The organism is Coleofasciculus sp. G1-WW12-02 (assembly GCF_040219735.1).
Classification (GTDB): Bacteria; Cyanobacteriota; Cyanobacteriia; order Cyanobacteriales; family Coleofasciculaceae; genus Coleofasciculus.
The window spans coordinates 20,728-46,677 of record NZ_JAVJRX010000045.1 but is presented as its reverse complement, the minus strand read 5'-3'; the positions used below and the strand labels follow the sequence as shown (position 1 = coordinate 46,677).

Genomic DNA, 25,950 nt, shown 5'->3' with positions numbered 1-25,950 from the left:
CATTCTCCATAGTTATTGTGTTACATAATGGCTTTTACATCCTTAGCACCGAACCCTTAATCGTGTCATATATCGGTCATTTTCCCAGTTTACCTGAAGGGTTCAGACCGAAACATATTTTGCAAGGGTGTGCTGGCTTTGCGGCTCGATGGAAACCGATGGTCAAGCACAAAACCAATCAAATCCTGCATTCGCTAAAAGGTAGGAAACATCATTTTATCGTCAATACCCCAGAGGAAGATCTATGGCGGAAACGTTGGTTGATGCAGGGAGCGCATTTTAATCATAATCTTTATGTTAACGAGTATATCTATAAACCACTTGATGAACCAAAACATTATGATGCTATTTACATCGCCCAGCTTGCCCCCTTCAAACGGCATTGGCTGGCAAAAGATATAAAACGCCTGATGGTAGTATCTTACGGCGGTGATTTGCCCACCTTCTGTCCAGAATTAGCCCATGCTGAGTATAATAAGGAATTTATTCCCCGCCCAGAATTAGCTAAAAAAATGAATCAAGCTTATGTGGGTTTGTGCCTTTCGGCGCAGGAAGGAGCGATGTTAGCTTCTATGGAATATCTGCTTTGTGGCATTCCCGTCGTCAGTACACCAAACAAAGGCGGACGTGATGAGTTTTTCAATGAGAAGAATTCAATCATTGTTCCACCAGAACCTGATGCTGTTGCTCAAGCCGTACAACGTTGGCAAAAATCACCACCCGATCCGCATAAAATCCGCGAGCAGGTACTCAAGCAGGTCAACGCTGCTAGGCTCGATCTATGTCGCTACGTTGCTCAACTTATTGAGGCAGAGGGAGGTGGTAAAAAAGAGCCAGAAAAACTTATGGGAAAATATTTTGCTGCACCCGGTATTTCGTCTCGTTTTGTTCATCAAAATGATTTAACCAACTTTGACGTAGAGCAATTCAGAGTGTAAATTGGAAATTACTAATATTTCCAGAAATTCATAGTTGCACTTTCTGAATTTCTGATTTACGCTTCAAGCTCATCACCAAAAACCAGATTGTACTCCCTAGTACCACAACAATACGATATTGCAACAATAGATTGCTGTGGATAAAACTCATGACCAGATTTCGTGGAAAAAGCATAATGAATAGCAATCCTAGGGCAATCCAAGTTGCTATTGGGCGATTATGCATATAGCGCCAGGATGCCGCCACCATAGGTGCTAATACGACTAAATCATAATGATGTGCCAAACCAAACAGTAAAGCAATTGCCATCAATAGTCCAATCATATCATCGATAATCACTCTAGAACGATACCACCATAATAAACCCGTCAAGACAATTCCCAACGGCAATAACGGTGGCACTTTAATCCCAGCCGCATAAAATAAATCTTGGAGACTGAAAACCCCCCCAGTGCCTAAAACATTGGCAAATATCGTTTTATGTTTACCCAAAGTAGCGAACCAATCAAAAAACACCTCAATTGGACCACTAATCGCCATGGGAACTAGGCAAAAAATCAAGGTAGTAACAGCGGCTACTGCCAAAATTCGCCAGCGCCGTTCTAAAAGGAACCACAGGATAACCAGGAGGCTTAACTGCGGTTTAATTGTAGAAATGGCAATCAGAATACCACTTAAAACCCACTTATCGCGATAAGCATAATACCAACCCCCAACCAGCGCTGCGGCAACAATTAAGGTTGTTTGTCCCAAAACAATCACATTTAGGGTAAAGGGATTAGCCAGAACAATGGCTGGAATAAACCACACTGCACCAGAACCCGGAACCCTTAGCTGTTTTACCTGAGGCTGTTTAACCAATAATACAGAGAAATAAGCTAATACCCCAGCGCTAATCCCATTGACAAGGGTCATTACTACTTTTGCCTGTGTCCAAGGAAATGCGCCGAGAAGAAGACACAGGGGCGCAATCTGGGGAGGATAGAAAAAACTCCCTAAACTCTGGTTTGCCCCTAGTCGGCTAGCTACATTCGGATCATAAGCATTTGACCCTTCCCACCAAGACAACCCAGCCACATACAGGTATTTTGTGTCAAAGTGTTGGTTAAAGCCAATGATGCTAACGATAACCAACAGTACACAAGCACCCAGTAAACAGGCACACCGCACCCACAAATTTTGGGACAGACGAAAAATCAATACCGTCAATTTTAACAATTATATTTTATCTCTAATAAATTCAGTAAACACCTTAGCATCATTACTGATTAAATGAGTACCATCTGAAGTGTTCCACTCTCTCGCGGGTGGCTCAGGTAACCACTCAAATTTCTTGGGCGGAAATAAGGTTCGTAGAAATTCTTGCTCTTGACGTTGCTTCATTGTCTTATCAATCCGTGGATCTCCAGGTACATTGTACAAAACAACCCGCACACCACTTGTTTCAATAGCTTCAATTTGAGATTTAATAGACTCTGCATCTCGCCTTAGAGTTGCTTTGTCTTCTTCTGATAATGGTCGATTATTGTCCTGAATCGCTTCTTTGACGATGGTTTCTCTAAATTCTAGATTAATGCGCTGTTGGTCTATTTCCTCTAGACTAATAATATCTTTCTCTTCCAAAAAATTTCGCACAGCTTGGATAAAAACACTCACAGGTCTATACTCAGTCCTAAACATAGGAAGATACTGACGAATATAGTACTTGAAGGGACTAAATAACGACTTGATTAGGTCTTCATCTTGCCGACCAATTGTCTCATTAATTTCTACTAAAACACGGGATGGCTTTAATTTGGTCTTTTTCACTAACTCTAAACCCGTTGCTGAAGACAATCCCCGCATTCCTAGATTCGCCGCGTCATCACTAATATATTGAGGATCAAGTTTAGCGGTACGCGAACTTCCCACTAATAACACATCAATTTTGCTATCGTGATAGACGTATTTTTCAACTTTGACATAGTTTGTTTCCTCGATACTGATACCCTCACTAGAAGGTAACACTTTACCAACCGTTAATGTATGATATAAGCTCAGTAAGAAAATCAAGATTAATAGCGGACGCACCATAAAGCGCCAACTAGAATTGGAAGTAGATGAATTCATTAGAGCTACCACTATTTAATAGTATAAAAAATAACATTGTCGCTAGGGCTATGTTTTGAAGCCCTTTTACAACTTTATTTTTTGAGGGATCAAGATAACGGTTGGTTAGATGTTCAAATGTGGGAAAATGAGGGAAATGGTACATAACAACGGGTAATGAAAAAATTAAAATAGGAGCCACAAACCTCAAATCGGGAGGTTTACCCACATTTTTAATCAGCGCTCCCATAAATTGTAGCGCTTCTCCAAACTGAGGTAGCTTAAACAAAAGCCAGCCTAGAGAGACAAACCAAAATACAGCTATCACTCGAATGGAATCTAAGATAAACTGTTGCCAGAGTGGTAATTGCTTCACTTGTTCTTCTGCTTTCTTGTTAGCTACACCCAAAAATCGTTCTAGGGCTAAGCCGAACCCATGAAACATCCCCCAAACCGCATAACTCCAAGCCGCACCATGCCAAAGTCCTCCTAAAGTCATAACAATCATCAAGTTAATATATGTCCTAATGTTACCCTTGCGATTCCCGCCTAACGGGAAATATAAATAATCTCGTAACCAACTTGATAAGGAAATATGCCAACGTCGCCAAAATTCGGCAATCGATCGCGAAATATAAGGGAAGTTAAAATTCTCTGGAAAACGATATCCCAACGCCGCTCCTAAACCAATGGCAATGATAGAGTATCCGGCAAAGTCGGCAAATATTTGCATCGAGTAGCCGAAGAGCAAAACTAGATTAGTCGAAGTGGCTTGTCCTTGGCAGTATGGGCAAGCAATCCAATACGTATAATCTTTTAAGTTATCCGCTACGACCATTTTCAGAAAATAACCAACGGTCAAGGAACGGAAAACAATATCCCACTTAATGTATTTTAAATACTTCGTTTCTATCTGAGGAAAAAAGGTATTTGCTTTGACAATAGGACCTGCAATAATTTGGGGAAATAAGGCAATAAAGAATGAAGTATTGATAAGATGACGAACTAAACTATCTCCTACATACGAGTTGTCTTTGTCCCGATTGCGAAAAACATCAACAACTAAACTAATTCCTTGAAATGTATAAAATGAAATCCCAATCGGTAGCGGCAAATGTAACAGTAAAGCAACAACCCCTTCTTCTGGATTAACCGTAGTTAAGTTATCAACGAATAGATGCGTTACTAAAGAACCATACTTAAACAAGCCCAATATCGCTAAGTTAGTCGTAACGCCTGTAAACGCCCAAAAGAATTCACCTTGTTTGTCAGGCGCATGGGCAACTCGGAAACTGGTGAACCCATTCAGCAGCATTGATATAATTAGCAAGATAACCAGCATTGGATTATCCCAACTGTAAAATATCAAACTCGCTACAAGTAAGATAGGAATTTGTATAGTCTTGCAGGCGGGCAAGTAGTAGACTGAGAAGGTTATTAAAAAGAAGACTAAGAAAGCAAAGCTATTAAATAGCATAAGTTTGGTAGCCCACTAGACACGATTTGAGCAAGAGTATACCAGATGTAAATGCGAGCGGCTCAGGAGCATAACATTTTTTTAAAGTTATTATGGATGGGGCAAGTATATTGCTGGCATATAGTCCACTCCTATCCGCATTAATATTCTAAAAGTCCCTCTAGCTGATGCAAATACTTTCTTAACAAAATAACATATCCGGTATCTTGATATTCTCAGAGAGTAAGTCAACTAAGTAGGACTTACGCCCTAAATACTACTGGCGTGGTATCGCTAAAATGATGAGATATTACCATTGGATCGGGCGCAAAGCTTTGCTCCCCTACTGTTTCCGGGCGTGGGATGAATTCATCAAATGAGGTGTGCCACGCCGCTATATATATACTGAATACTGATTGATTATTGCTCAGGTACAGCATAGCGATTAAATCCGATCGCGCCTTTGAAGTTGGCGTCGCTGAGGTTCGCTCCCTGTAAGGTTACACCCATCAAAGCGGCTTGGGCAAAATCGGCTTGCGTCAGGTTAGCATAACTCAAATCTGCCCCAGTTAAGTTAGCCCCGCGTAAATCACATCGGGTTAAATTTGTATAGGTTAAATTAGCCCCAGTTAACGTGGAACGAATCAGGCTGGCATCTTCTAAGGTGGCGCCAACCAATGTAACATTACTTAAATTCGCCTCTCGCAGTTGCGCCTGCTGCAAATCCACACCACTTAAATTGGCATTTGTCAGCGTCGCACTGTGTAGGTAAGCTGAATGGAGAATCGCCCCCGTCAGTTGGGCATTAGTTAGGTTTGCGATCGCGAGTTTAGCATTGCTCAAGTCTGCCCCCTCCAGATTCACCCCTGTCAAATTAGCACGATTGAGTCCAGTCCCTTTCAATAGCGTCTCTTGCAAGTTCGCCTGACTCAAATCAGCCTTCTGAAAATTGCTCCCATTCAGAACCGCTCCTTGCAGTGTTGTCCTCACTAAAACCGCGCCATTAAAATCAGCGTTACTGATATAAGCTTGACTTAAATTAGCACCGCTTAAGTTAGCGCTATCCCCATTCACTGTATCCAGATTGGCATGATTCAGGTTAGCGCCCCTCAAATCCGCTGAGCGAATATCGGCTACCTCTAGTTGGGCGTCGGTTAAATTAGCATTGCGTAGATCTGCACTGACTAAGTTCGCGTTGGTGAGTGTAGCTTCCTGTAAGTGCGTGCTGACTAAGCTAGCGTAGTCGAGTTGAGCTTCTTGGAGATTAACACGAGTGAGTAGCGCCCCATTCAGGTTAGCCCGATACAAGTCAGCCCCCTGCAGGTTAGCATCGCGCAAATCGGTGACCACGGCTTCATACCAATTGGCAATAAATGCCGGAAAATAGCCCAGCCAGGATAGAGTATTGTAGAGATTATCGGGTTCGACCTGAGAGGGTAAGGGGTTATTAGCATCCCGTTCTCTTAACGCCAGTTTCGCCTCCCTCAAATTCGTCCTCGCTAAATTTGCCCCAGCCAATTTAGCACCATTCAATTCAGCATTGCGGAGATTGGCTTCCTTTAAGTTAGCCCCCTCTAGAATTGCCCCCTTTAAATTAGCACTGCTTAAATCTGCCTGTTGAAGATTGGCATTGGTTAAATCAGCATCGGTTAAGTCACACTGAGGACAAGCATTGGTTGTCTTTAGCTGTTCCAAGTGTTGGGGGTTAGCCCCATGGGTGGTGTTGGTGAACCCTTGAGTGATGACCAGGGAAATCCCCAAGACAAGCGTTTTCAAGCATGTAGGGGCGGGTTTAACTCTTATCGTGTTTTTTCCGACGCCGATGTAACTAAACCCATCCCAACCGACGTTTTCAGTTGTGAGAGGGGGAATCAGAGGGATTTTCATGATCACTTGTGCGTGGCTCATTGTTTGAACCCGTTTTAAGGGGACGCGAGCTTTTCGCCCGTAGACGCGGAGCGGCTTCTGACGGAGTACTTTAGTTCAGGGCTGATTAAGTGCTGAGTCATTAGAGTCTTATTGATTTTAACCACCGCCTGGGAGGTCGGCAATTTTTTCACCCGTCCCGGTGACTTGTTCTTGTCCATTGCTATAGGGGAACCAGCAGCAGGAGTAGCCGCCTAGGAAAGGGTTTCATGGGAGCGATCGCGCGTCATGTAGCTATGGGATATTTCCAGGTTAAGGGGAAAAGGAGAGTTTTCCCCTGATCCTAGACGTGCCATGGCACGTCTCTGCATAAGCAAAATCAATCATCCTCATATCAGATTGTGTGGCTAATGAATCTAAAGAAATGTTGCGGTTTTAGAAAAAGTACGTTAAATTTTATTACAGAGACAGATACAGGAGACACCACTCATGCAAGAACAACAAACGAAGTTTGGCTTTACCTCAATTGCTGAAACCTGGAATGGTCGCTTGGCGATGCTGGGTTTCGTCATCGGTATCGCGACCGAATTACTCACAGGTCAAGGCATTCTGCAACAAATCGGCTTAATGTAATGGCAAAAGACGGGTAATTGGACAAGGCGAAAACGTACACCAAAGGGTATTTAGAGGGAATAGTTATGCAAGAACAACAAACAAAGTTTGGCTTTACCTCATTTGCTGAAACCTGGAATGGTCGCTTGGCGATGCTGGGTTTCGTCATCGGTATCGCAACCGAATACCTCACAGGGCAAGGCATTCTGCAACAAATCGGTTTAATGTAATGCAGCGATACCTGACTCCTTCCTAGAAGACGCTTCGTATCCCTACGGCTCGACTCAATCGTTGGTAGCCAAGACATCTAGAACTGATTATTCGTGTACAGAACGATTATAGGACTGAGGGCTTTTGCCTTCAGTCCTTTCCCGTTATCCTAAGAGTCTGTCTGTTTAGAGTTATTCAGTATGTCCTCCCAACTATCGAGGAAACCCAGCGCTATCAACGTTGTCTTTGTCGGCTTTATTGCTGTCGCTATCCTATTTGCCGGGTATACCGACAGGATGGAAGCCATTACTGACGCCAGTTTTGAATCCGCCAAAACCGCCGTCGAGTTAGCCATTGGCTTGATTGGTATCATGGCACTTTGGTTAGGATTAGTGCGGGTTCTGGAAGCGGGTGGACTGATGTACAATCTGGCAACTGTGCTCAAACCCTTGATGGTGAGACTTTTTCCCGATGTACCTCCCACCCATCCAGCAATGGGGGCGATGATTCTGAATATTTCTGCCAATATGCTGGGTTTGGGGAATGCGGCGACTCCATTTGGCATCAAGGCAATGGTGGAGTTAAATAAATTGAATCCGTTTCCAGGAACGGCAACTGATGCGATGTGTCTGTTTCTGGCAATTAATACATCAAGTGTTGCCCTATTTCCCTTGGGTGTAATTGGTGTACGAGCCGCAGCCAATAGTAGTGATCCCGCCGCAATTTGGCTACCTACGTTGTTGTCTACGACTTGTTCTACCCTTGTCGGGGTTTTAGTGGCGTTGTTTTTACGCAAAAGGAGTCAAGTATCTGAGCCGAGTATAGCCGATGAGTCAGGACAAGAAACGGTATTGCAAATAGAGGATGAAGTTAAGCCCGTTGAAGAACCTGATTTTTCCCATTTGTTGTATCCAGCCGGTCTCGTTTCTAAAATTATCGCTTGGGGTTTTATGGCTGGATTTCTCTTTTCTATGGTTTATGGGGTGATTACCAGCCAAAGTTTAGGTGGTTTCTTCGACCAAGATTTTCTTTCCTATTGGCTAATTCCCACATTAATCTTATTGATTATCGCCTATGGTGTCGGACGAGGGGTGAAAGTTTATGAAGCGGTGACAGAGGGAGCGATACAAGGGTTTGAGATTGCAATTCGGATTATCCCGTTTTTAGTCGCTATTTTAGTGGCAATTGGTATGTTTCAGGCGTCGGGGGCGATGGAAGCACTCTCAACTCAATTAGAACCGATAACCGACTTAATTGGTATGCCTGCTGACGTATTACCGATGGCGTTAATCCGTCCCCTTTCTGGAGGCGGAGCATTGGGCATCTTGAGTTATATAGTGGAACAAGCGCCGGATTCCTATAGTGCGTTTTTAGCTTCGACAATGATGGGTAGTACAGAAACAACGTTTTATGTTTTGGCTGTTTATTTTGGCGCCGTTGGCATTACTCGTATCCGTTATGCACTTGTGGCAGCGTTATTGGCAGATGCGACGGGGTTAATTATGGCTTGTGTTTTTTCGGCTCTATTTTGGAGATGAATTTGTCATTGGTTATTTGGATACCCAGGTTACTTTAAGTTATAAGATTGGGTGAACTTGGGGTAGGGCGGGTTTATTTACATCTTTATCTCTCGCAACAGATAACCGTAAAACCCGCCCCTACAAATGTATGATTGATACCTATTTTTTAAACGCAGAGGACGCAGAGGTTAACGCAGAGGTACGCAGAGGAATTGGGTGTATTTGATGGAAAAGTTTATCGTAAAAAAATATATATGAAAGTAAGCTGATGTAGAGTTAAATTGCGTATTTCCTGTTTCCTAACAAATGACGAATGACGAATAATGGGTATTTTTCCAGCTCCTAAATTTAATACGTTTACAATTGAGAGCTTTCAACTGGAATCGGGTGTTGTATTACCTCAGGTTAATTTAGCCTATCGAATTAGTGGTACACCGTCATCACAACCACCAATTGTTACCTGTACGGCTTTTGCTCAAAGTTATTATGATCTTGCTTATCTGCGGGGTCCTGATTTGGCTTTAGATCCAAAAAAAGACTGGATTATTCATACGGAGTTGCTGGGGAATGGGCGCAGTAGTTCTCCGAGTAATACTCCGCCACCGTTTAAAGGTGCTAATTTTCCGGCGGTAACGATTCGGGATAATGTGAATTTACAATTGGCATTTCTAAAGCATCTTGGTGTTCCAAGGATTCGTGCTGTTGTTGGTGCGAGTATGGGGGGACAACAAGCAATTCAATGGGCGGTGAGTTACCCAGAAATGGTACAAAAATCTGTTATAATTGCCGGAAGTTGTCGGGCTACCTGGCATGTTCGTTTATTTCTCAATAGTTTAATAACCTGTATTCGTTCTGATCCGGCGTTCCAGGAGGGCAATTATTCAGAACCTCCGTTGTTAGGACTTTCGCGTATGTCTGAAGCTTGGGCGCCTTGGGCTTTTTCGCCAGAGTTTTATTCATCACAAATGTATCAAAGGTATCCTGATACTCAGGCGAATTCTCTGGATGAATTTTTGGCTAAATGGCGTACCCGCTATTATGAAAAAGATGCGAATGATCTATTATGTCACTTTCAGACTTGGGCGGCTCATGATGTTAGTTTTACCCCTGGTATGAATGGATCATTAGAAAAGGCTTTGAGGAGTATAAAAGCAGAGGTTCTCTTTCTACCCATTCGCACCGACGCCTATTTTGCTGTCACCGATGTCGCCGCAGAAGCCGCACTCATTCCTCATGCCCAACTTATGGTGCTAAACTCAGTCTACGGTCATGCTGGGGCGTTTGGACGAGACAAGGGCGATCGCGAACAAATCAATCACGCGATCGCGAACTTCCTCAAGGTTGATTCGCGATCGCACCATCTTGGCGATTGAGCCATGGTGGGTTACGCTTCTCTAATACACCCGACAATTTATCCCTTCAATTTTTTCCCTAAAAGTTGGTTGGTTAATTTAGGATTTGCCCGTCCACTGGTATTCTTCATCACCTGTCCGACAAAGAAACCTTGCAGCTTGGTTTTACCATTCCGATACTGTTCCAATTCCTTGGGATTAGCGGCAATCACTTCATCAATGATGGCTTCGAGTTGGGTGACATCAGAGATTTGAATCAGTCCCCGACTTTCAGCTATTTCCTTGGCTGAACCACCTTTCGACAGCAGTTCCGGGAGAAGTTCTTTGGCAATTTTACCACTGATTGTATCATCTTCAATGAGCTGAATCAGTTCTGCCAAAATTAACGGTTTGAGAGCAATTTCTGTAATCGCTAGTTTCTCGGTATTCAGATAAGCCGCAATATCTCCCATTACCCAGTTTGCCGTTTGTTTGGGATTGGCATTTGCGGTTACAACGGCTTCAAAATATTCGGCAACCAGTTTATCCTCGGTTAATACACGAGCATCATACGCCGAAAGCCCATATTCGCTTTCATAATGATGCCGTTTCTGGGCGGGAAGTTCGGGGAGTTCACTGCGCCATTGTTCTAATTGTTCTTTGGAGACTTCAATTGGGGGTAAGTCGGGTTCGGGGAAGTAGCGGTAATCGCTAGAGCCTTCTTTGACTCGCATACTAATTGTGCGTTGACTTCCTTCTTCCCAGAGGCGGGTTTCTTGGATAATGGGTTCCCCGGTTTCAATTGCCTCAATTTGCCGTTCTATTTCGTAGTCAATGGCTTTTTGAATGGCGTTAAAGGAGTTCATATTTTTGATCTCGACTTTCACGCCAAATTCTTTTTGACCGACGGGGCGCACGGAAATATTCACGTCACAGCGCAGGGAACCTTCCTGCATGTTGCCATCGCTGATACCCAGATAGCGCATAATCCGGCGCAATTCTTGGGCATATTCTGCGGCTTCTTTGCCAGAACGTAAGTCGGGTTCTGAGACAATTTCCAGGAGGGGGATACCCGCACGGTTGAAATCAACGAGGGAGTAGGTGGAACCGGAGAGTCTGTCACTTCCCGCATGGACGAGTTTTCCCGCGTCTTCTTCCATGTGCAGGCGAGTGATGCCGATTTTTTTGTCAATGGGGTTTCCGTCGTCATCGATGAGTTCGATTTCTAACCAACCATGTTCGGCGATGGGGAGGTCATATTGAGAGATTTGATAGTTTTTGGGTAGGTCGGGATAAAAGTATTGTTTGCGGTCAAATTTACTATAGGGGGCGATTTGGCAGTTGAGGGCTAATCCGGCTTTGACGGCGGATTCCAGGACTTTTTTATTGAGGACAGGTAGCACTCCAGGAAGTCCCATGCATATCGGGTCGATGTTGGTGTTGGGGGGATTGCCAAATTCTGTGGAGGAGTAGGAGAATATTTTGGTGGCGGTGTTGAGTTGGCAATGGGTTTCTAGACCAATTATGGCTTCGTACTTGGTTTTTGCAGGTGCTGCGGTGGTCATAGGTGTTTCTTTGCTGTTTTTGGGTTTATCTCTGGGGAACTGTTTAGAAATTCGGCGTTATAAACTGCCTTATTTTATCGAATTTCTCCGCGCCAATTCATTTCCTGGTGCGCTGAGTTTCCCGCAAAGGAACGAGTGGCGACTAATTCAATCTCAATCGCGACTCCAGGACGCAGGTATTCAGCTTCTATCGGGAGTTTGCCTATTTCTAGGGTATAGCGGTTGTTATGGCGGGTGACGAGTTCCGCCGGAATAATCCCGTCATACCGGGTTCTATAATCATAGAATCGACGGAAGCGATCGCCGGAATTGGCGGTGCGATATTTTAACGAGAATTGGGTGTCCAGCAAGTCGGACTTTCCAGCTAAATCCACGACACTAAAGGTTAAGTCGGAACGATTTCCGGCAAAATCTGCCCGCGTCAGTTGAGTGGCTTCCTTTTCCAGTAGCGCATTGGTGACGACAAACTGGGTTACACCCCCCTGTTGAGACATTGTGCCATCAAACCAAACCTCTTTGGGCAAGGATACATCAATGCGTTGATCGGATTTGAGACTGAGGGATAGGGGTTGATTATAGAAATCGGTAATCGCCCGTTGTGCATTCCAAACCAACTCGAAGGAACCTTCTAAACGTCCGACAAACTCCCGATACTGGTTGGCGATAATCGAATTGGGTGCGAGTAAAGTGGTTGCACCACTACGAGTTTGCCATTGATTCACAGAGAGTGCGATCGCGCCGTTTTGCAGTTGGGGTAGAGTAACTGTAACGGTGGGTTTATCTTGTGGTAGCGCTTCAGTACGATTAATTAATGTCAGTGTACCCAGGCTTCCCTCTTTTCCCCCTTGACCCTCTCGACCCTCTCGACCATCGTCTCCGTCTTCACACTCAAATCTCTCTGTTTTACAATCAACTTCACCATTGTCTGATTTTTTGGTACAGGTTTCCACCTCCCAACGTTGATCATCACACTCACACCCATCTCCCCCATAAGCGCCGCGCCCAGAACGTCCACCTCGTCCGCCAACGGAACGGATATAGATTTGTTTTAAATCCTCTCGATTTGTATAATAAACCGTCAATGACCCACCATTCCCACCATCTCCGCCATTCCCACCATCTCCGCCATCGCCCCCATCCGCCGCTTGCAGGTCATACTCCACGTTTCGGGGTTGTCGAGAACAATCTCCATCCTCACCGCGTTTCCCATCATCCCCATCCCCGCCATCTCCTCCCGACAAATCCAGATTAATCGGAGAACCATCAGTAAAAATCGTGCGATTTTCCCCATCTCGTCCCCGTCTCCCCACAGGTCCATCGGTACCATCTCGACCATTATCTCCAAATTCCCGTTCTGGATGACTACTCCACGCCACTAAGGGACAGAAGAGGGATTTTGATGTCGGGGGTAGGATAAAAGAGAAGGTTAGGGTTAATAGAATTAAGGATAGCTTTCCAGAGAAATACATTGACACCAATAGAATTCTGTCTTCCTTGGGGTAAATTTCCCCAATTAAGGGATGACTGGCGTTCTTGGGGATTGGTTCCAGAGGTACTGGGGGAGATAGGGGAGATGGGGTATTCGTAGGGGCTCTCGCATTCGCGCCCAAATCTATCGGTTTTCTATTCACATCTCAACGCGAATGCTTCGCCCAATCCCCATCAAGAAGATAGGGGAGATAGGGGAGAAAATTTAGATGAAACAAATGACAAATAACCAATGACGAATGACTAATAACTAATAATCGGTAACTCAATTTCAAAGGTTGTTCCCTCACCCTCGACTGAATGACACCGGATTTTCCCGCCATGTTTCTCAACCACAATTTTATAGCTAACCGATAATCCTAATCCTACGGCTGTCCCCACAGGTTTTGTCGTGAAAAATGGGTCAAAGAGTTGGGTTTGTGTCTCTTCATTCATTCCACAACCGTTATCGGTAATGCGAATAATTACAACGTCTTGTGTTGGGGGATTGGGGATTGAAGAATTTTTGATGTTTGATGTGGGGTTGGGATTTGGATAGAAATTCGATCCATCTGCATCGTTTGATGTGGGGTTGGGCGAAGCATTCGCGTTGGGATTTGGATAGAAATTCGATCCATCTGCATCGTTTGATGTGGGGTTGGGCGAAGCATTCGCGTTGGGATTTGGGTAAAACTCCGATACATCCGGGCGCGAATGCTTCGCCCCTACGGATTCCCCTACGAATTCCCCTACGAATTCCCCTACGAATTCCCCGACGGATGGGAATGAAACTTGACGATGAACAACGTTTGTATCAATTCTAATCAAACCTGGTAAATCCTTCAATTCTATCGCATCAATGGCATTATTCAACAGATGGATAAACACCTGATGCAACTGACTGGCATAACCCCTCAAAAATGGCAATTGACTATAGTTTTTGATCACCTGAATCTCTGCCTTTTTTCCTTGGGACTTAAGCCGATGCTGGATCAAAAATAATGTCGAATCAATTGTTTCATTAATATCAACAGTCTTTTGATCCAGTTCATCCAATGTCGAAAAATTCCGCAGCGCTTGCAGAGATAGCGTCACATCCATCAGACGTTCGGCGCCCATCTGAATGGAATTAAACATTTTTTGCCAATCTTGGGCAATAAACTCTAAATCAATCTGCTCCCGTAACTGCTGAATGTCTAGCGTCGGCTCAGGATAAGCTTGCTGATAAAGTTGCAGCAGGTTTAACATATCGCGGAAATAAGACCGACCGAGGACAATATTCCCACAAATCCAGGTAATCGGATTATTGAATTCCTGGATTAATGCCGTTGCCATGCGCCCTACGCTGGATAATTTTTCGGATTGAATGAGTTGAAATTGGGTCGTTTTTAACGCCGTTAACGTCTGTTCTAGGTCGCATTTTGCTTTCTCTAATTGCGTCGAGCTGCTGATGTCTTGAAAAACCAATACTGTCCCAATCAGATTATCGGTTTTATCGCGAATTGGCGTTACACTCCCGCCAATGGGAATCCTTATATTTTGCCGAGAAATCAATACACTATGACTGGGGATAGCCGCAGTAAACTTGTTTTGTATCGCTAAGTTGAGCGGTAGGTTAACCGATTGTCTTTCCTGTGCATCAACGACTTGAAAAACCTCCGTTAATTCCCGTTCTATTGCCTCAGAAAACTGCCACCCTGTCAACATCTGCGCCACTCCGTTGAGAAAACGGATGCGACATTGATCATCAATAAAAATTACCCCATCCCCCATTTCTCGCAAAATGGCGGTGAGGAGTTGCTCTCTAGCATAGCGATGTAAGGCAATATCAATGGCAATAAATAATTCCCGTTCTTTAATTGGCTTTAAAATATAACCAAAGGGACAAGATACTTTGACTCGTTCCAATGTACTCGGATCAGAATGTCCGGTAACATAAATAATTGGAATGGACAAACGCTCCCAAATAAGCTGTGCCGCTTCAATTCCATCCATCTCTCCCTGGAGGTGAATATCCATCAACACCAAATCAGGACACAGTGCTGTCGCCATGTCCACCGCCTTCTCTCCCGATGTCGCGATCGCGCCAACACAATACCCAAAGGTTTCTAACTGTTCTTTCAGGTTTGTCGCAATAATTATCTCATCTTCAACCACGAGTATTTTAGTTAGTCTTTGAGAAATTGTTCTGGATATTTTTTTCATGATAAATAACTGACAAGGGGGACAGGGAACAGCACAAGTATATCCTTACAGTTTGCGGTAAAAAAGAACAAACTTAAAGCATTGGATGACTAAATCGATAGTCTGGGAAACGGTAACGTAACCGTAAATGTAGTACCAACACCCAAAGAACTCTCAACCGATATAGTTCCCCCATGTAAATCAACTGCCTTCTTCACAATCGCTAATCCCATACCCGAACCTCGGACAGTCCCAGCATTGCTGGCTCGCCGGAATGCATTAAAGATATGGGGTTGATCGGCTAAAGGAATGCCAATTCCTGTATCTTTTACCTCAACAATCAGTCGGTCATCTTCACAGGTGAGAGTTAGATAAACAGGACTCTGTTCGGGAGAATATTTCAGGGCGTTTGTGAGTAAATTTCTCACAATCAGTTGCAGAATTTTTTTGTCCAGATAAGCGGTTTGACCTTTACCGCAACTGAGCCATTTAATTTCTGACCGATTACTCGCAATCAGGCTGTATTCTTCAATAATCTGTTGACAGAAGAGTTTTAAATCCAAAGGCGCTGGATCAAGGATAAGTTGACCCGCCTCAGCTTGCCCAAAGGTTAACACATCTTCCAGCAATCCCACCATATATTTAACCGCCTGTTTAATTCGCTGGCAATTCAGCCGATTTTTCTCAAATTGCCCCGATGAATCATTGGCTTCAATCAGGAAGGTTGACGCTTGAATAATTGAGAGGGGTGTGCGATATTCATGGGAAACGGTGTGAATAAATTGCCGTTGGAACTGGTTGAGTTGTTGTTCCCTGGCTAACTGTTGGCGCAGTGCGGCTTCGGCTTGCTTGCGATCGCTAATATCTTGGAACACCAATACCGCCCCCGCTAGGTTCCCCTGGTTATCCCGAATGGGCGCAGCGCTGTCTGCGATGGGTAGGGGTGTACCATTTTTGGTAATCAGGAGAATATCATCGGTGAGATAAACGATTCTATCCTGTTCTAACGCCAGAGTAACGGGGTTATTGACAGGGTGCTGGGTTTGTGTATCAATAAGGTTAAACACCTCTGTCAAATCCCGATTTTTGGCATCAGCAAATTCCCATCCGGTTAGGGATTCCGCCACCCGATTTAGAAACTGAATCCGACAATCTTGATCCACCAAAATTACCCCATCCCCAATTCCCCGCAACACCGCACTCAAAAATTGCTCGCGTTCATAGCGCTGTAAGGCAATTTCAATCGCAACCGATAATTGCCGTTCATTCACGGGTTTTAGAATATAACCAAAGGGCGCGGTTACCTTTGCCCGTTCTAAGGTAATTTTATCTGAATGTCCAGTTAAATAAATCACCGGAATTTGCAACTCATCCCAAATTTGTTGCGCCGCATAAATTCCATCCATGTCCCCCTGTAACCAGATATCCATTAATACTAAATCGGGATACAGTTCCCTGGCTTTAGTCACGGCTTTTTCCCCAGAGGCGGCGATTCCCACTACTATGTAACCTAAAGATTCTAAATTTTCCTTCAGGTTGAGAGCAATAATTCTCTCATCTTCCACAACCAAAATTTGAGTCATCGTTGCTGTGTCAGTTTCAGATAAACATTCTTCACTGATCATGATCATGATCTACCTCCATCCCCTGAGATTGTAAAGTTGGTACAAAAATTGTGAACCTTGTTCCGTCGCGATCGCTGGTAACCTCAATCTCGCCCTGGAGTCGATGTACCAGCTTTTTCACCACAGTTAGCCCCAAACCCGTTCCCCCCGGTTTCCAGGGATAGGGACTGGGAATGCGATAGAATGGGTCAAAGATTTTCGCCCGTTCCTCTGGGGGAATTTCCACGCCAGAATTACTCACCTGAATGGCAAAGGTAAAATGGTGAGAGTTGAGTGTTGAGGTATTTTCCCTATCTGACTCTAGAAGGGCGGGTTTAGTTAAGTTATCAGTTTGTCGCCATAGGTTATCTGTAAAACCCGCCCCTACATCCCCTGCTCCCCAGACGCGCCATGGCGCGTCTCTACATTCCCCTCGCACCGTTACCGCAATTTCCTCCCCGGCTGGCGTATCTCTGAATGCATTATTTAGCAATTCTGTCAAGATCCGGGTCAGGCTCGACAACTCTGAAACCAGGGGTGGCAAATCTGGAGCAATATCAACAGAAAAACGTTGCTGCTGAAACGTCGCCCAGGCTTGAAACGGCGCAACATGCTCATAAATCCAGTCTGGGAATCGAATTGAGGTTAGCTCTAGAGGATAAGCCTGAGCGTCAATCCTTTGCATATCCAGCAAATCATTAACTAGCTTGAGTCTCGGGTTACACTGCTGTTGCAAAATCGCCCAGTAACGAGCCATTGTTGTCGAATCAGCACGGATTTGTGAACTTAATAAACTCTGTTGATCCAAAATGGTTTCCAGCATCCGAACCGCCAACTTAATCGTGGATAAAGGCGTTGACAATTCTTCAGATATAGTACCTAAACCGTCCTTTTGGAACTGATCTAGACATTGCAGTTCCACCAGGTCATACTCTAATTGTCGGGCGCGTTCCATGGCTTGATTCTGTTCCTGGGCTAAGCGCTGTTGCGTCGCATCTCGAAACACCAAAACCGCACCCGCGATCGCACCGTCGTTATTTTTAATCGGAGCAATGCTATCCGCAATTGGGATCGCCTTTCCCTGCTTTGGGATCAACAAAATCCGCTCTTCCAGATAAATGATGGTGTCTTTTTCCAGTACCCCTTTAATCAAATCACCAACAGGCTGCTGGGTTTGTTCATCGATAATATTAAATACTTCAGTTAATTCCCGATCCCTGGCGTCAGCTAATTGCCAACCGGTTAACGATTCCGCCTGATGATTGAGAAACTGAACTCGACAGTCTTTATCCGTAACAATCACCCCATCTCCAATCCCCTTGAGGATGGCGCTGAGTAATTGCTCTCGTTCATATCGCTGTAATGCGGTTTCAATGGCTACGTAAAGGGCTTGTTCTTTGACGGGTTTGAGGATATAACCAAAGGGAGCGGTTATTTTTGCCCGTTCTACAGTACTCTGATCTGAATGTCCGGTAACATAAATCGTGGGAATTTTCAGGCGTTCCCAAATTTGCTGCGCCGCTTCAATTCCATCGATATTACCTTTAAGCCAAATATCCATCAAAACTAAATCGGGATGGAACTCTGTGGCTTTGTCAATCGCCTTTTCTCCCGACGCCGCGATCGCGGGGACTTTATATCCCAGAGATTCTAAACTTTCTTTGAGATTAATCGCGATAATTCTCTCATCTTCAACCACGAGAATTTTCATCGCTTCCTTTAATCTAGGGGTGGGGGGGTGTCTACTAAACATGATTGAGTTCTCCTTTTTTTCTAGTTTTATCTGATTTATTTTCTAGTTTTAACTTGACTCGCAAAAATGATTTTAAATTCAGTCCCCGAATCACAGTTGAGTTCCAAGGTTCCATCGAGCTGCTCAACTAATCCCCAAACCAGTGTCAATCCTAAGGAGGTTGTTGTTTCAATATCAAAGGATTTAGGTATCCCCACACCATTATCACGCACAATCAGAGTGATCCGGTGATCACAATTGCGCTGAAATGCAATATTAATTTCTCCTTGACGATTCTCTGGAAATGCATATTTGAGGGAATTAGAAACCAATTCATTCAAAATTAAACCACAGGGAATCGCCGTATCAATAGCCAACGCAATATCCTCAACCTGATAGGCAATACGAACTTGACTGGAACTGATGTTATAAGAATCAAACAGATGGGTAATTAAATCGGGAACATATTGGGCAAAATCAATCTGGGCTAAATTCTCTGATCGATATAATTTTTCATGAACCAAGGCAATAGAAGCAATGCGATTTTGACTATCCTGCAACACCAACGCCACCTCTTGATCCTGAGTTCGCCGCGACTGCATTTGTAGCAAACTACTGACAATTTGCAAATTATTCTTAACCCGGTGATGAATTTCCTTGAGCAAGACTTCTTTTTCTTTCAGGGAGGCTTTTAGTTGTTCTTTAGCTTGTTTTTGCACGGTGATATCTTGTTGAACGGCGACAAGTACGGTGCCATAATCAGGATGATCAAATCGTGATGTTGTGGCTTGACACCAGAAAGGTGTGCCATCTTTCTTAACATTCTGGATTTGGTAGGTATATTCACCCTTTTGCATCACGTTATGGCTAATAATCTTTTTCACCTCTTCCGCACTGATTTCATCATCGTCGTAATTGAGAATAGATACCGATTTTCCTATGAGTTCACCTTTGTCATACCCAAACATCTGCTCAAACTTGGGATTCGCATAAACAATCTGCCCCTCAGTCACACTAACCAAACAAATGCCTTCTGCCATATTTTTAGTAATCACAGCCTGGAGATTTAGCTCTTTTTCCGCTTCCTTGCGGTTGGTGATATCAGTAACCCGGACTAAATTTAAGGTACTATCAGTTACCTGGATTCGCTTCACCGCTAAGTTTCCCCAGAAGCATCTGCCTTTTTTGGTGATATATTCAACTTCTTTACTCCAAACTCCGTACTGATTAATGGCTTGATTGATGCTGTTTAACTCTTCTAGAGTGAATCGGTATTTTTGGAGAGTATGCCCTTCAATATTAATCAGTTCAGCTTCGTTCGCGGCTTCAAATAAATTAACGGCAGGTTGATTACAGTCGATGGTTAATCCGGTTTCTGGATTTACTAAAAATAGAGCATCGGTTGATTCATTAAAAATCGCTTCTTTCAATTCTCGGCTGCGACTCAAAGCTAACTCTGTTTGTTTGCGATCGCTGATATCCACGCAATAACCCACAACTTCAATTGGGTTGCCCAATTCATCCTGAATCAGTTTCCCTTCATCGCATAGCCAATGATACGTGCCATCACCATGGAGGAAACGGTATTCAAAGGAGTAATTTCCCTGTGCTAATTTTTGGGGTAATGTCTGGAGAATCCCGTTAAGATCCTCAGGATGAATATGATTTAACCATAAATGAGACCCATTCAAAAATTCCTGTGCAGTGTAACCCAAAACATTGGCGACATTTTCACTAATGTATGTCAGCTTGTAATTCGGATGAGGCTGGGTGCTAAAAATCACCGCAGGGCTGGAGGTGAGGAGATATTGCAGGTGTTGCTGATGTTGACGTAATCTGTCTTCGGTGGATTTGCGATCGCTAATGTTTTGCATCTGAGCGATAAAGTAGAGGGGTTGTTCGTGATAATCTCGAACCAGAGAACCTGTTAACAGAATCCAGATAATCTGCCCCTGTTTGTGGATATAGCGTTTTTCTAGTTGATAGCAGCGAATTTCACCCGTTAGCAGTTGATTTGCCCAGGCGACATCGGTGGCTAAATCGTCGGGATGGGTAATCGTGTGAAAGGTTTTGGTGAGTAATTCTGGCTCGGAGTAGCCCGTCATCTCACATAACGTTTGATTAACTTTGATGAAGCGTCCGTTGAGATCAACTAGTGCCATACCAATCCCCGCGTAGTCAAAGGCATTGCGGAACCGGGCTTCGCTTTCTTGCAGGGCGGCTTGCGCCTCGATACGTTGCCGAGTTTGGTGATCAATATGGCTAAGATTTTTAACAGTTTGTATTGCGCCCCGGATCGGTTCAGTGTCATCCTGGATGGGGCGAAAGGTAATTTGGTAATCATGGCGATCGCCTGTACTATCACCAAATTCCTGAATCACTGTAAATTCTTCACCCCTAAGCGCCCGCCCCCAAAGCTCTCGCGCCTTTGCCTGTTCTTGGGGCAAATGGGCAAGGGCTTCAATCAAGCTCGTACCCATCTCAATCTTTCGACCAAAAATATTGAAAAATTCCCCTTGATAAGCCCGGTTAAACGCAATATACCGCCCGTTCAAATCCAGCGCCGCTATCAGCTCTGTGGTGTTCTCCAGAATCGCCTGAACCAGGAACGGCATACCCCCTGTTTCCTGAGCCTCAAACCCCACACCCTTTACGGTGTCTGGGCTGAGCGCCTGCAACTTCGCCTCAGCCTGCTGTAAGCGATCGCGCAGATCCCGTATTTCTTGTTGGAGTTTTGCTTTGACTCGCTGGTTCATATTCCTCCCAAACTAATTGAGACTTTGACCCTTCAAGTTTGAGTTTTAATCGTTAAGATAAAAGAACAAGCTATTTGATCATAATCATGAATTTATTAATTTAATTTAGCAAATTTCTTAATCAGATCTGGGGAAAATTAATAAATATTAATTTGCTTGATAATCAAAGATTATAAAATCAAAAAAGTTATTTATTTTAACCTTAAAAGGTGAAAAAATCGTGAATGAATTGCGCCGAATTAAGGTACCATTAAGGTAACAAACCCCACAGCCCACACCTCAAAGCCGACACCCCGTCTCTTTTTTAGCTTTATTGTCACCCCTTGAGCAGTGTACAATCTCGCTATATTGGACTTATAAGCTGGGAGTGCCTTGTGTATTATTTTCAGGAACCGCCTTATTTATTGTTAGTGATGGGTTTACTGACTGGGATTACCTGTGGTGCAGCCTTTGAAGCCACGCTGAAACAAAAGGTGCAGGAATGGGCAAAGAACCGTTCCTCACGCAGTCTCGCTCAAATGCAAGGATTCCCCTTACTCATCCCATTCCTGGGAATTTCCGCCGGAATTTGCGTATTTCTGGCGGCTGGACTCGAAATTTTTAGCTTTCCCACATTCTTGGCTTACACCATCTCCCTACCCCTAACTCTATTCATTGGTTGGTTAGTGTGGTATCAGTTGGGTAAACTTTTAGCACAGCTAGACCGAGGCGGCTCAAAAGCCATAGACCTCGACGCCTGGGAGTAACATCGAGTCACATAAAATTTGTCATTTGTCATTTGTCCTTTGTCATTGGTAAGGCTTTGAGAGGGGTTGACCCTTTTGTTCCCTGGAGCCTTCTGCAATAAAATCTTTCCGATGAGGGAAGTCAAAATGCATCCGGCGTATCAGGCTTAATGACAGGTATAACTGGGAGGGTGAGGTGCGCCAACTGTTAATTCAAGTGCCACGAGGACAAGGAGATAAGGTTCTCGATATGGCTAAAGCTCATCAGGGGATGAATCTGGCTCGGTTTGAAGCGTCTGATACTGAGGGACAGCTAGATTTTGTAATCGCCTATGTTCCTAATCGTCAGGTAGAGGGCTTTCTGGAAGCCTTAGATACGCTCCCTGACTTACATGTTACGTTAGTGCCTCGGGGGATGATGCCCCTACAACCTCCTTCGTCAGAAGCCCCTGAACAAGTGAAGGAGGTGCAGTTACGCAGCCCCCTAGAGATATTTTTAGCCGGGTTGCAGAGTATTGGCTCTTGGAGGGGATTTCTGGGGTATGCAGCTTGTGCAGGTGTGGTGGTTTGGATTGGTTTATTTACCAATACCATTTATCTACTCACAGCCGCGATGCTGATTGCACCCTTTGCCGGACCTGCAATGAATACCGCGATCGCAACGGCACGAGGAGATTTATACTTACTTAAGCGCAGTATCATTCGCTATGGTGCAGGGATTAGCGTGACTGTAGTTGTGGCAGGGGTTTTGAGTTTAATTATGCAACAGGAAGCACCAACCACGCTGATGATGGCGAGTTTTAAAGTATCTTCGGTTACCATCCTCCTACCCTTAATTGCCGGAACAGCGGGTGCATTGAATCTGGTGCAATCTGAACGCAGTAGTCTGGTTTCCGGAGCCGCCATTGGTGTGTTAGTCGCCGCATCCTTAGCCCCAGCCGCCGGATTAGTGGGAATGGCAGCCGCGATCGCACGGTGGGATATGGTGGTTAATAGTCTGTTCCTACTTGTACTTCAGTTGGGCGGGATTAATCTTTCTGGCGCCATCGTCTTCCGTCTGGTTGGGCTTTCCGCGAAGGGCGCTCGGTATAACCGGGGAAAGCGGTGGCTGTTTCCAGTGGTGTTGGGGATTGTGGCGATTATACTGGCTCTTTTGTTAACCGGGCAACTTTGGCAGGAACCCTATTTACAGCGAACGACGCTAGAACAGCGTACTGCAACTGAGATTCAGCAGGTGGTACAGGAGAGTGATTTGGCACAACTGGTGCAGTCGAATGTGCAGTTTACTCCGACTAAACTCCAGGATAAAAATACGCTACTGACAGTCGTTTATGTCCAGCGTAACCCGGAGGTAACTGCCTCTACGGAAGCGATTCAGATGCAGTTAACCCAAGCGATTCAAACTCATTTACTACAACAGGAGTTTAATGCCACACCCTTAGTGCAGGTGAATGTGTTGGAATTGCCAGAGGTTCCAGGACAATAGGGGAATGGATGTACAACTATTATTCGCGATCGCACAATCTTCGGTGTTAAACTCATCAATAACCACGCTGCTTTCGTTAATCTTCGCCATACTCCTAGCGCTTGTTCATATATTGGGTGAAAAAATGCGCTTTCTTGATGCGATTCCTCGCAGTCAGTGGTTATCATTTGCCGGGGGAGCATCGGTGGCGTATGTTTTTGTGCATTTGTTGCCAGAACTTAATCAGGGACAACGAACCATTGAGCAGACAGAAGGATTTGCTCTCGCATTTTTGGAAAACCATGTTTATTTAGTTGCGCTTTTGGGATTAACAGTATTCTATGGCTTAGAACATCTGGTTAAACTGTATCGGCAAAATCAGCACAAGCTTGGAAGTCTACTCTCTCAAGGGATCTTTTGGTTACACATTGGTTCGTTTTCCCTTTATAATCTTTTAATTGGTTACCTACTCATTCATCGCGAGGAACCGGGATTAGAGAGTCTCTTATTCTTTTTTATCGCCATGGCATTGCACTTTTTTGTTAATGACTACGGATTACGGGAGCATCACCAAGACGCTTATCACCGCATCGGGCGCTGGGTTTTAGCTGGTGCGATTTTGTGCGGTTGGACGATTGGACAAGCCACGGAAATATCTCAAGCCGCCCTAGCCGTACTGTTTGCCTTTCTAGGTGGGGGAATTATTCTGAATGTGATTAAAGAAGAACTACCAGAAGAACGGCAAAGTCGCTTTTGGGCATTTGCTTTGGGGGCAATTGTCTATGCTGGGTTGCTCATTTTGGGTTAGATTTTTGGGCTATTCAGGACAAATAGTCGCGTCTTGAAGTATCGATGGCTAATCAAGCACTTTCTTCAGATTTTCCATATTTTGCGTAGACCTGTTGAGGGGTGGCTGGCATTACGTTATAGTATTCTTCGCTACCGTTGCTCTTGCCAGTAGGAGCTTGATATCCACAGACAAACTCGGCTGTGCCGTCACTGAAGATATAAGCCCCACTATAGTAGCCCTCTTGGTTAGGACTTCCAAAGGTTTCTTTGACGATTTTGGTTTTGTTGCTCATCGAAAATCTCCTTCTACTACTGCCTATCATCTTAAAAGTTTGAAAATTACTGTTGTCCCTCCCTGTGGCACAACAGCGTGACTGCTCTCTAGGTGTAAATAATCTAGGTTTGACACTCCTCAGCCTAAAGGCGTGAGGATTCTTCTTTCATCGAACACTCTTACTATGAAATAGTCGCCTATTTCATACCAGAGGAGCATCTCTGGAAGAAGCGTTTTGCTCCATTACAGAAGCTAGTTTCGATATGCCCTATCGTACTATTGAAAACAAGAAAGAATGTGTTTTGGGCGTGCTTGTTGCTTAGACTTTTTACCTGTACAAGCCTTTCTGTACAAAACCCTCTAAGCCTAGTTTTCAAGGTGCGATGCCTCTCGGCTCTGGGTTTTTATAGAGGTTTAATACCCTTTCCTCCAAGTGAATTTTAACACAAAGTCGTCCTTTAAGGACGAGGCTTTAGACCCAATTTTTCGGTAAGGCGGCTAAGGCGACATACTGGGAGACAACGGGTGGACAGATGAGAATCGTATCCTGAATTTTCTTCACCGCCGCCAGCAGATGCTGGGGAATCACCATATAGCCAATGCGCCAACTGGCAAACCCATAAGTTTTAGACAGGGAGTACAGGGAAATCGTATGGGAGTCACTTTGGGGAAAAGCCGCCGGGGAAACGTGCTTTACGCCGTTATAGGTAAAATACTCGTAGGCTTCATCGCTAATGTGATAAATTCCCCGTTCCTGACAGAGTTTATTTACCGCCTCTAACGCTTCTTTTGAGTAAACAGCCCCAGTGGGATTGTTCGGCGAAATCGTAACCACGGCTTTGGTTTTCCCGGTTATGGCTTGCGCGATCGCGTGGGGACGCAGTTGATAATTTTCGTCAGTTGCCACAAGTACCGGATGACAACTCGCCATGGTAATTGCCATTTCGTGGTTGAAATAGTAAGGCGTCTGAATAATAATTTCGTCGCCCGGAGTGGTAATTGCGAGAATGGCATTCATAAACGCCATGTTTGAGCCGGCGGTGACAACGATACAGTTGTGTTCGTTGAGGGTAATCCCGTTATCAGTGTGCAGTTTGGCTGCAATCACAGACAGCAATGGTGCAATTCCCTGAACCGCTTTGTACTTGTGGTTATCTGGATCAGCCAGAAATTCCGGCAAACGTGCGATCGCCTCTGGTGGGGGAGGGTAATACACGACACCCTGTCCCAAGGAAATTGTACCGGGATGACGGCGAATCAGTTCCCCAACGATGGGAATCACGGGTGACTGTACCGCTTCCATGCGAGAGGTTAAGGTGGACATCGGCGACTGATAATCAGATCAATTAAGGGCGCACGTCGTTGGT

19 protein-coding genes and 1 pseudogene are annotated in these 25,950 nt (G+C 44.6%); 8 read left to right on the top strand and 12 right to left on the bottom strand.

Translation table 11 applies throughout. The features are described from left to right. Positions 1-17: 17 nt before the first annotated feature. Complete coding sequence (locus RID09_RS07715; protein WP_446335363.1) at positions 18-938, top strand: glycosyltransferase; 921 nt, start codon at positions 18-20, stop codon at positions 936-938. Between the two features lie 28 nt (positions 939-966). Here the strand turns inward: RID09_RS07715 and RID09_RS07710 are convergent, their stop codons facing one another. The 4 genes from RID09_RS07710 to RID09_RS07695 form a co-directional block, all read right to left on the bottom strand. Next, entirely contained in the window at positions 967-2,148 is a 1,182-nt protein-coding gene (locus RID09_RS07710) for a glycosyltransferase family 87 protein (protein ID WP_446335362.1), read from the bottom strand. Between the two features lie 9 nt (positions 2,149-2,157). After that, positions 2,158-3,048 (bottom strand): hypothetical protein, encoded by an 891-nt coding sequence (locus RID09_RS07705; RefSeq protein WP_446335361.1) that lies wholly within the window; start codon positions 3,046-3,048, stop codon positions 2,158-2,160. Further along, a complete protein-coding gene (locus RID09_RS07700) occupies positions 3,023-4,369 on the bottom strand; it encodes an MBOAT family O-acyltransferase (RefSeq protein ID WP_446335360.1) in 1,347 nt (448 codons plus the stop codon). The genes RID09_RS07705 and RID09_RS07700 overlap by 26 nt, the downstream gene beginning before the upstream one ends. A gap of 534 nt (positions 4,370-4,903) precedes the next feature. Further along, entirely contained in the window at positions 4,904-6,370 is a 1,467-nt protein-coding gene (locus RID09_RS07695; RefSeq protein ID WP_446335359.1) for a pentapeptide repeat-containing protein, read from the bottom strand. 468 nt (positions 6,371-6,838) lie between these two features. Between RID09_RS07695 and RID09_RS07690 the strand changes: the two genes are divergently transcribed. From RID09_RS07690 to RID09_RS07675, 4 genes are all read left to right on the top strand, one after another. Further along, on the top strand, positions 6,839-6,982 hold the full coding sequence (locus tag RID09_RS07690) for a chlorophyll a/b-binding protein (protein ID WP_446335358.1): 144 nt from the start codon (positions 6,839-6,841) through the stop codon (positions 6,980-6,982). Positions 6,983-7,047: 65 nt separating this feature from the next. After that, complete coding sequence (locus tag RID09_RS07685; RefSeq protein WP_446335357.1) at positions 7,048-7,191, top strand: chlorophyll a/b-binding protein; 144 nt, start codon at positions 7,048-7,050, stop codon at positions 7,189-7,191. Between the two features lie 180 nt (positions 7,192-7,371). Continuing rightward, positions 7,372-8,709, top strand: a complete 1,338-nt coding sequence (locus RID09_RS07680) for a nucleoside recognition domain-containing protein (protein ID WP_446335356.1) — start codon at positions 7,372-7,374, stop codon at positions 8,707-8,709. A 305-nt stretch (positions 8,710-9,014) separates the two neighbouring features. Then, positions 9,015-10,064, top strand: coding sequence for an alpha/beta fold hydrolase (locus RID09_RS07675; RefSeq protein WP_446335355.1), 1,050 nt, complete (start codon positions 9,015-9,017; stop codon positions 10,062-10,064). Positions 10,065-10,102: 38 nt separating this feature from the next. On the opposite strand, the gene gatB is transcribed toward RID09_RS07675, so the two are convergent. From gatB to RID09_RS07645, 6 genes are all read right to left on the bottom strand, one after another. Then, positions 10,103-11,587: an Asp-tRNA(Asn)/Glu-tRNA(Gln) amidotransferase subunit GatB gene (gene gatB / locus RID09_RS07670; protein WP_446335354.1), complete on the bottom strand. Its 1,485-nt coding sequence runs from the start codon at positions 11,585-11,587 to the stop codon at positions 10,103-10,105. Positions 11,588-11,661: 74 nt separating this feature from the next. Then, positions 11,662-13,218: a collagen-like protein gene (locus tag RID09_RS07665; protein WP_446335353.1), complete on the bottom strand. Its 1,557-nt coding sequence runs from the start codon at positions 13,216-13,218 to the stop codon at positions 11,662-11,664. 100 nt (positions 13,219-13,318) lie between these two features. Then, positions 13,319-15,259: an ATP-binding protein gene (locus RID09_RS07660; protein ID WP_446335352.1), complete on the bottom strand. Its 1,941-nt coding sequence runs from the start codon at positions 15,257-15,259 to the stop codon at positions 13,319-13,321. Positions 15,260-15,348: 89 nt separating this feature from the next. Beyond that, positions 15,349-16,869, bottom strand: a complete 1,521-nt coding sequence (locus tag RID09_RS07655) for an ATP-binding protein (protein WP_446335351.1) — start codon at positions 16,867-16,869, stop codon at positions 15,349-15,351. Beyond that, positions 16,853-18,595, bottom strand: coding sequence for a response regulator (locus RID09_RS07650; protein ID WP_446335350.1), 1,743 nt, complete (start codon positions 18,593-18,595; stop codon positions 16,853-16,855). The genes RID09_RS07655 and RID09_RS07650 overlap by 17 nt, the downstream gene beginning before the upstream one ends. Positions 18,596-18,630: 35 nt before the next feature. Beyond that, positions 18,631-21,330: a PAS domain S-box protein gene (locus tag RID09_RS07645; protein ID WP_446335349.1), complete on the bottom strand. Its 2,700-nt coding sequence runs from the start codon at positions 21,328-21,330 to the stop codon at positions 18,631-18,633. Positions 21,331-21,704: 374 nt separating this feature from the next. Between RID09_RS07645 and RID09_RS07640 the strand changes: the two genes are divergently transcribed. The 3 genes from RID09_RS07640 (at position 21,705) to RID09_RS07630 (ending at position 24,328) form a co-directional block, all read left to right on the top strand. After that, positions 21,705-22,076, top strand: a complete 372-nt coding sequence (locus RID09_RS07640) for a hypothetical protein (RefSeq protein ID WP_446335348.1) — start codon at positions 21,705-21,707, stop codon at positions 22,074-22,076. Positions 22,077-22,251: 175 nt separating this feature from the next. After that, entirely contained in the window at positions 22,252-23,541 is a 1,290-nt protein-coding gene (locus RID09_RS07635; RefSeq protein ID WP_446335347.1) for a DUF389 domain-containing protein, read from the top strand. Between the two features lie 4 nt (positions 23,542-23,545). Beyond that, positions 23,546-24,328: a hypothetical protein gene (locus tag RID09_RS07630; protein ID WP_446335346.1), complete on the top strand. Its 783-nt coding sequence runs from the start codon at positions 23,546-23,548 to the stop codon at positions 24,326-24,328. 52 nt (positions 24,329-24,380) lie between these two features. Here RID09_RS07630 and RID09_RS07625 read toward each other — a convergent pair whose 3' ends face one another. Together RID09_RS07625 and RID09_RS07620 are read right to left on the bottom strand one after the other, a co-directional pair. Further along, positions 24,381-24,602, bottom strand: a complete 222-nt coding sequence (locus RID09_RS07625; protein WP_446335345.1) for a hypothetical protein — start codon at positions 24,600-24,602, stop codon at positions 24,381-24,383. A 471-nt stretch (positions 24,603-25,073) separates the two neighbouring features. Further along, positions 25,074-25,907 (bottom strand): annotated as a pseudogene (locus RID09_RS07620) (pyridoxal phosphate-dependent aminotransferase); the annotation flags it as partial. Between the last annotated feature and the right edge of the window lie 43 nt (positions 25,908-25,950).

Excerpts from the sequence above, each read along its gene's own strand:
- RID09_RS07675 (WP_446335355.1), top strand. The coding sequence starts at position 9,015 with ATGGGTATTTTTCCAGCTCCTAAATTTAATACGTTTACAATTGAGAGC.
- RID09_RS07685 (WP_446335357.1), top strand. The coding sequence starts at position 7,048 with ATGCAAGAACAACAAACAAAGTTTGGCTTTACCTCATTTGCTGAAACC.
- RID09_RS07645 (WP_446335349.1), bottom strand. The coding sequence starts at position 21,330 with ATGAACCAGCGAGTCAAAGCAAAACTCCAACAAGAAATACGGGATCTG.
- RID09_RS07680 (WP_446335356.1), top strand. The coding sequence starts at position 7,372 with ATGTCCTCCCAACTATCGAGGAAACCCAGCGCTATCAACGTTGTCTTT.
- RID09_RS07655 (WP_446335351.1), bottom strand. The coding sequence starts at position 16,869 with ATGATCATGATCAGTGAAGAATGTTTATCTGAAACTGACACAGCAACG.
- RID09_RS07700 (WP_446335360.1), bottom strand. The coding sequence starts at position 4,369 with ATGCTGGTTATCTTGCTAATTATATCAATGCTGCTGAATGGGTTCACC.
- RID09_RS07695 (WP_446335359.1), bottom strand. The coding sequence starts at position 6,370 with ATGAAAATCCCTCTGATTCCCCCTCTCACAACTGAAAACGTCGGTTGG.
- RID09_RS07690 (WP_446335358.1), top strand. The coding sequence starts at position 6,839 with ATGCAAGAACAACAAACGAAGTTTGGCTTTACCTCAATTGCTGAAACC.
- RID09_RS07630 (WP_446335346.1), top strand. The coding sequence starts at position 23,546 with ATGGATGTACAACTATTATTCGCGATCGCACAATCTTCGGTGTTAAAC.
- gatB (WP_446335354.1), bottom strand. The coding sequence starts at position 11,587 with ATGACCACCGCAGCACCTGCAAAAACCAAGTACGAAGCCATAATTGGT.
- RID09_RS07650 (WP_446335350.1), bottom strand. The coding sequence starts at position 18,595 with ATGTTTAGTAGACACCCCCCCACCCCTAGATTAAAGGAAGCGATGAAA.
- RID09_RS07660 (WP_446335352.1), bottom strand. The coding sequence starts at position 15,259 with ATGAAAAAAATATCCAGAACAATTTCTCAAAGACTAACTAAAATACTC.
- RID09_RS07625 (WP_446335345.1), bottom strand. The coding sequence starts at position 24,602 with ATGAGCAACAAAACCAAAATCGTCAAAGAAACCTTTGGAAGTCCTAAC.
- RID09_RS07705 (WP_446335361.1), bottom strand. The coding sequence starts at position 3,048 with ATGAATTCATCTACTTCCAATTCTAGTTGGCGCTTTATGGTGCGTCCG.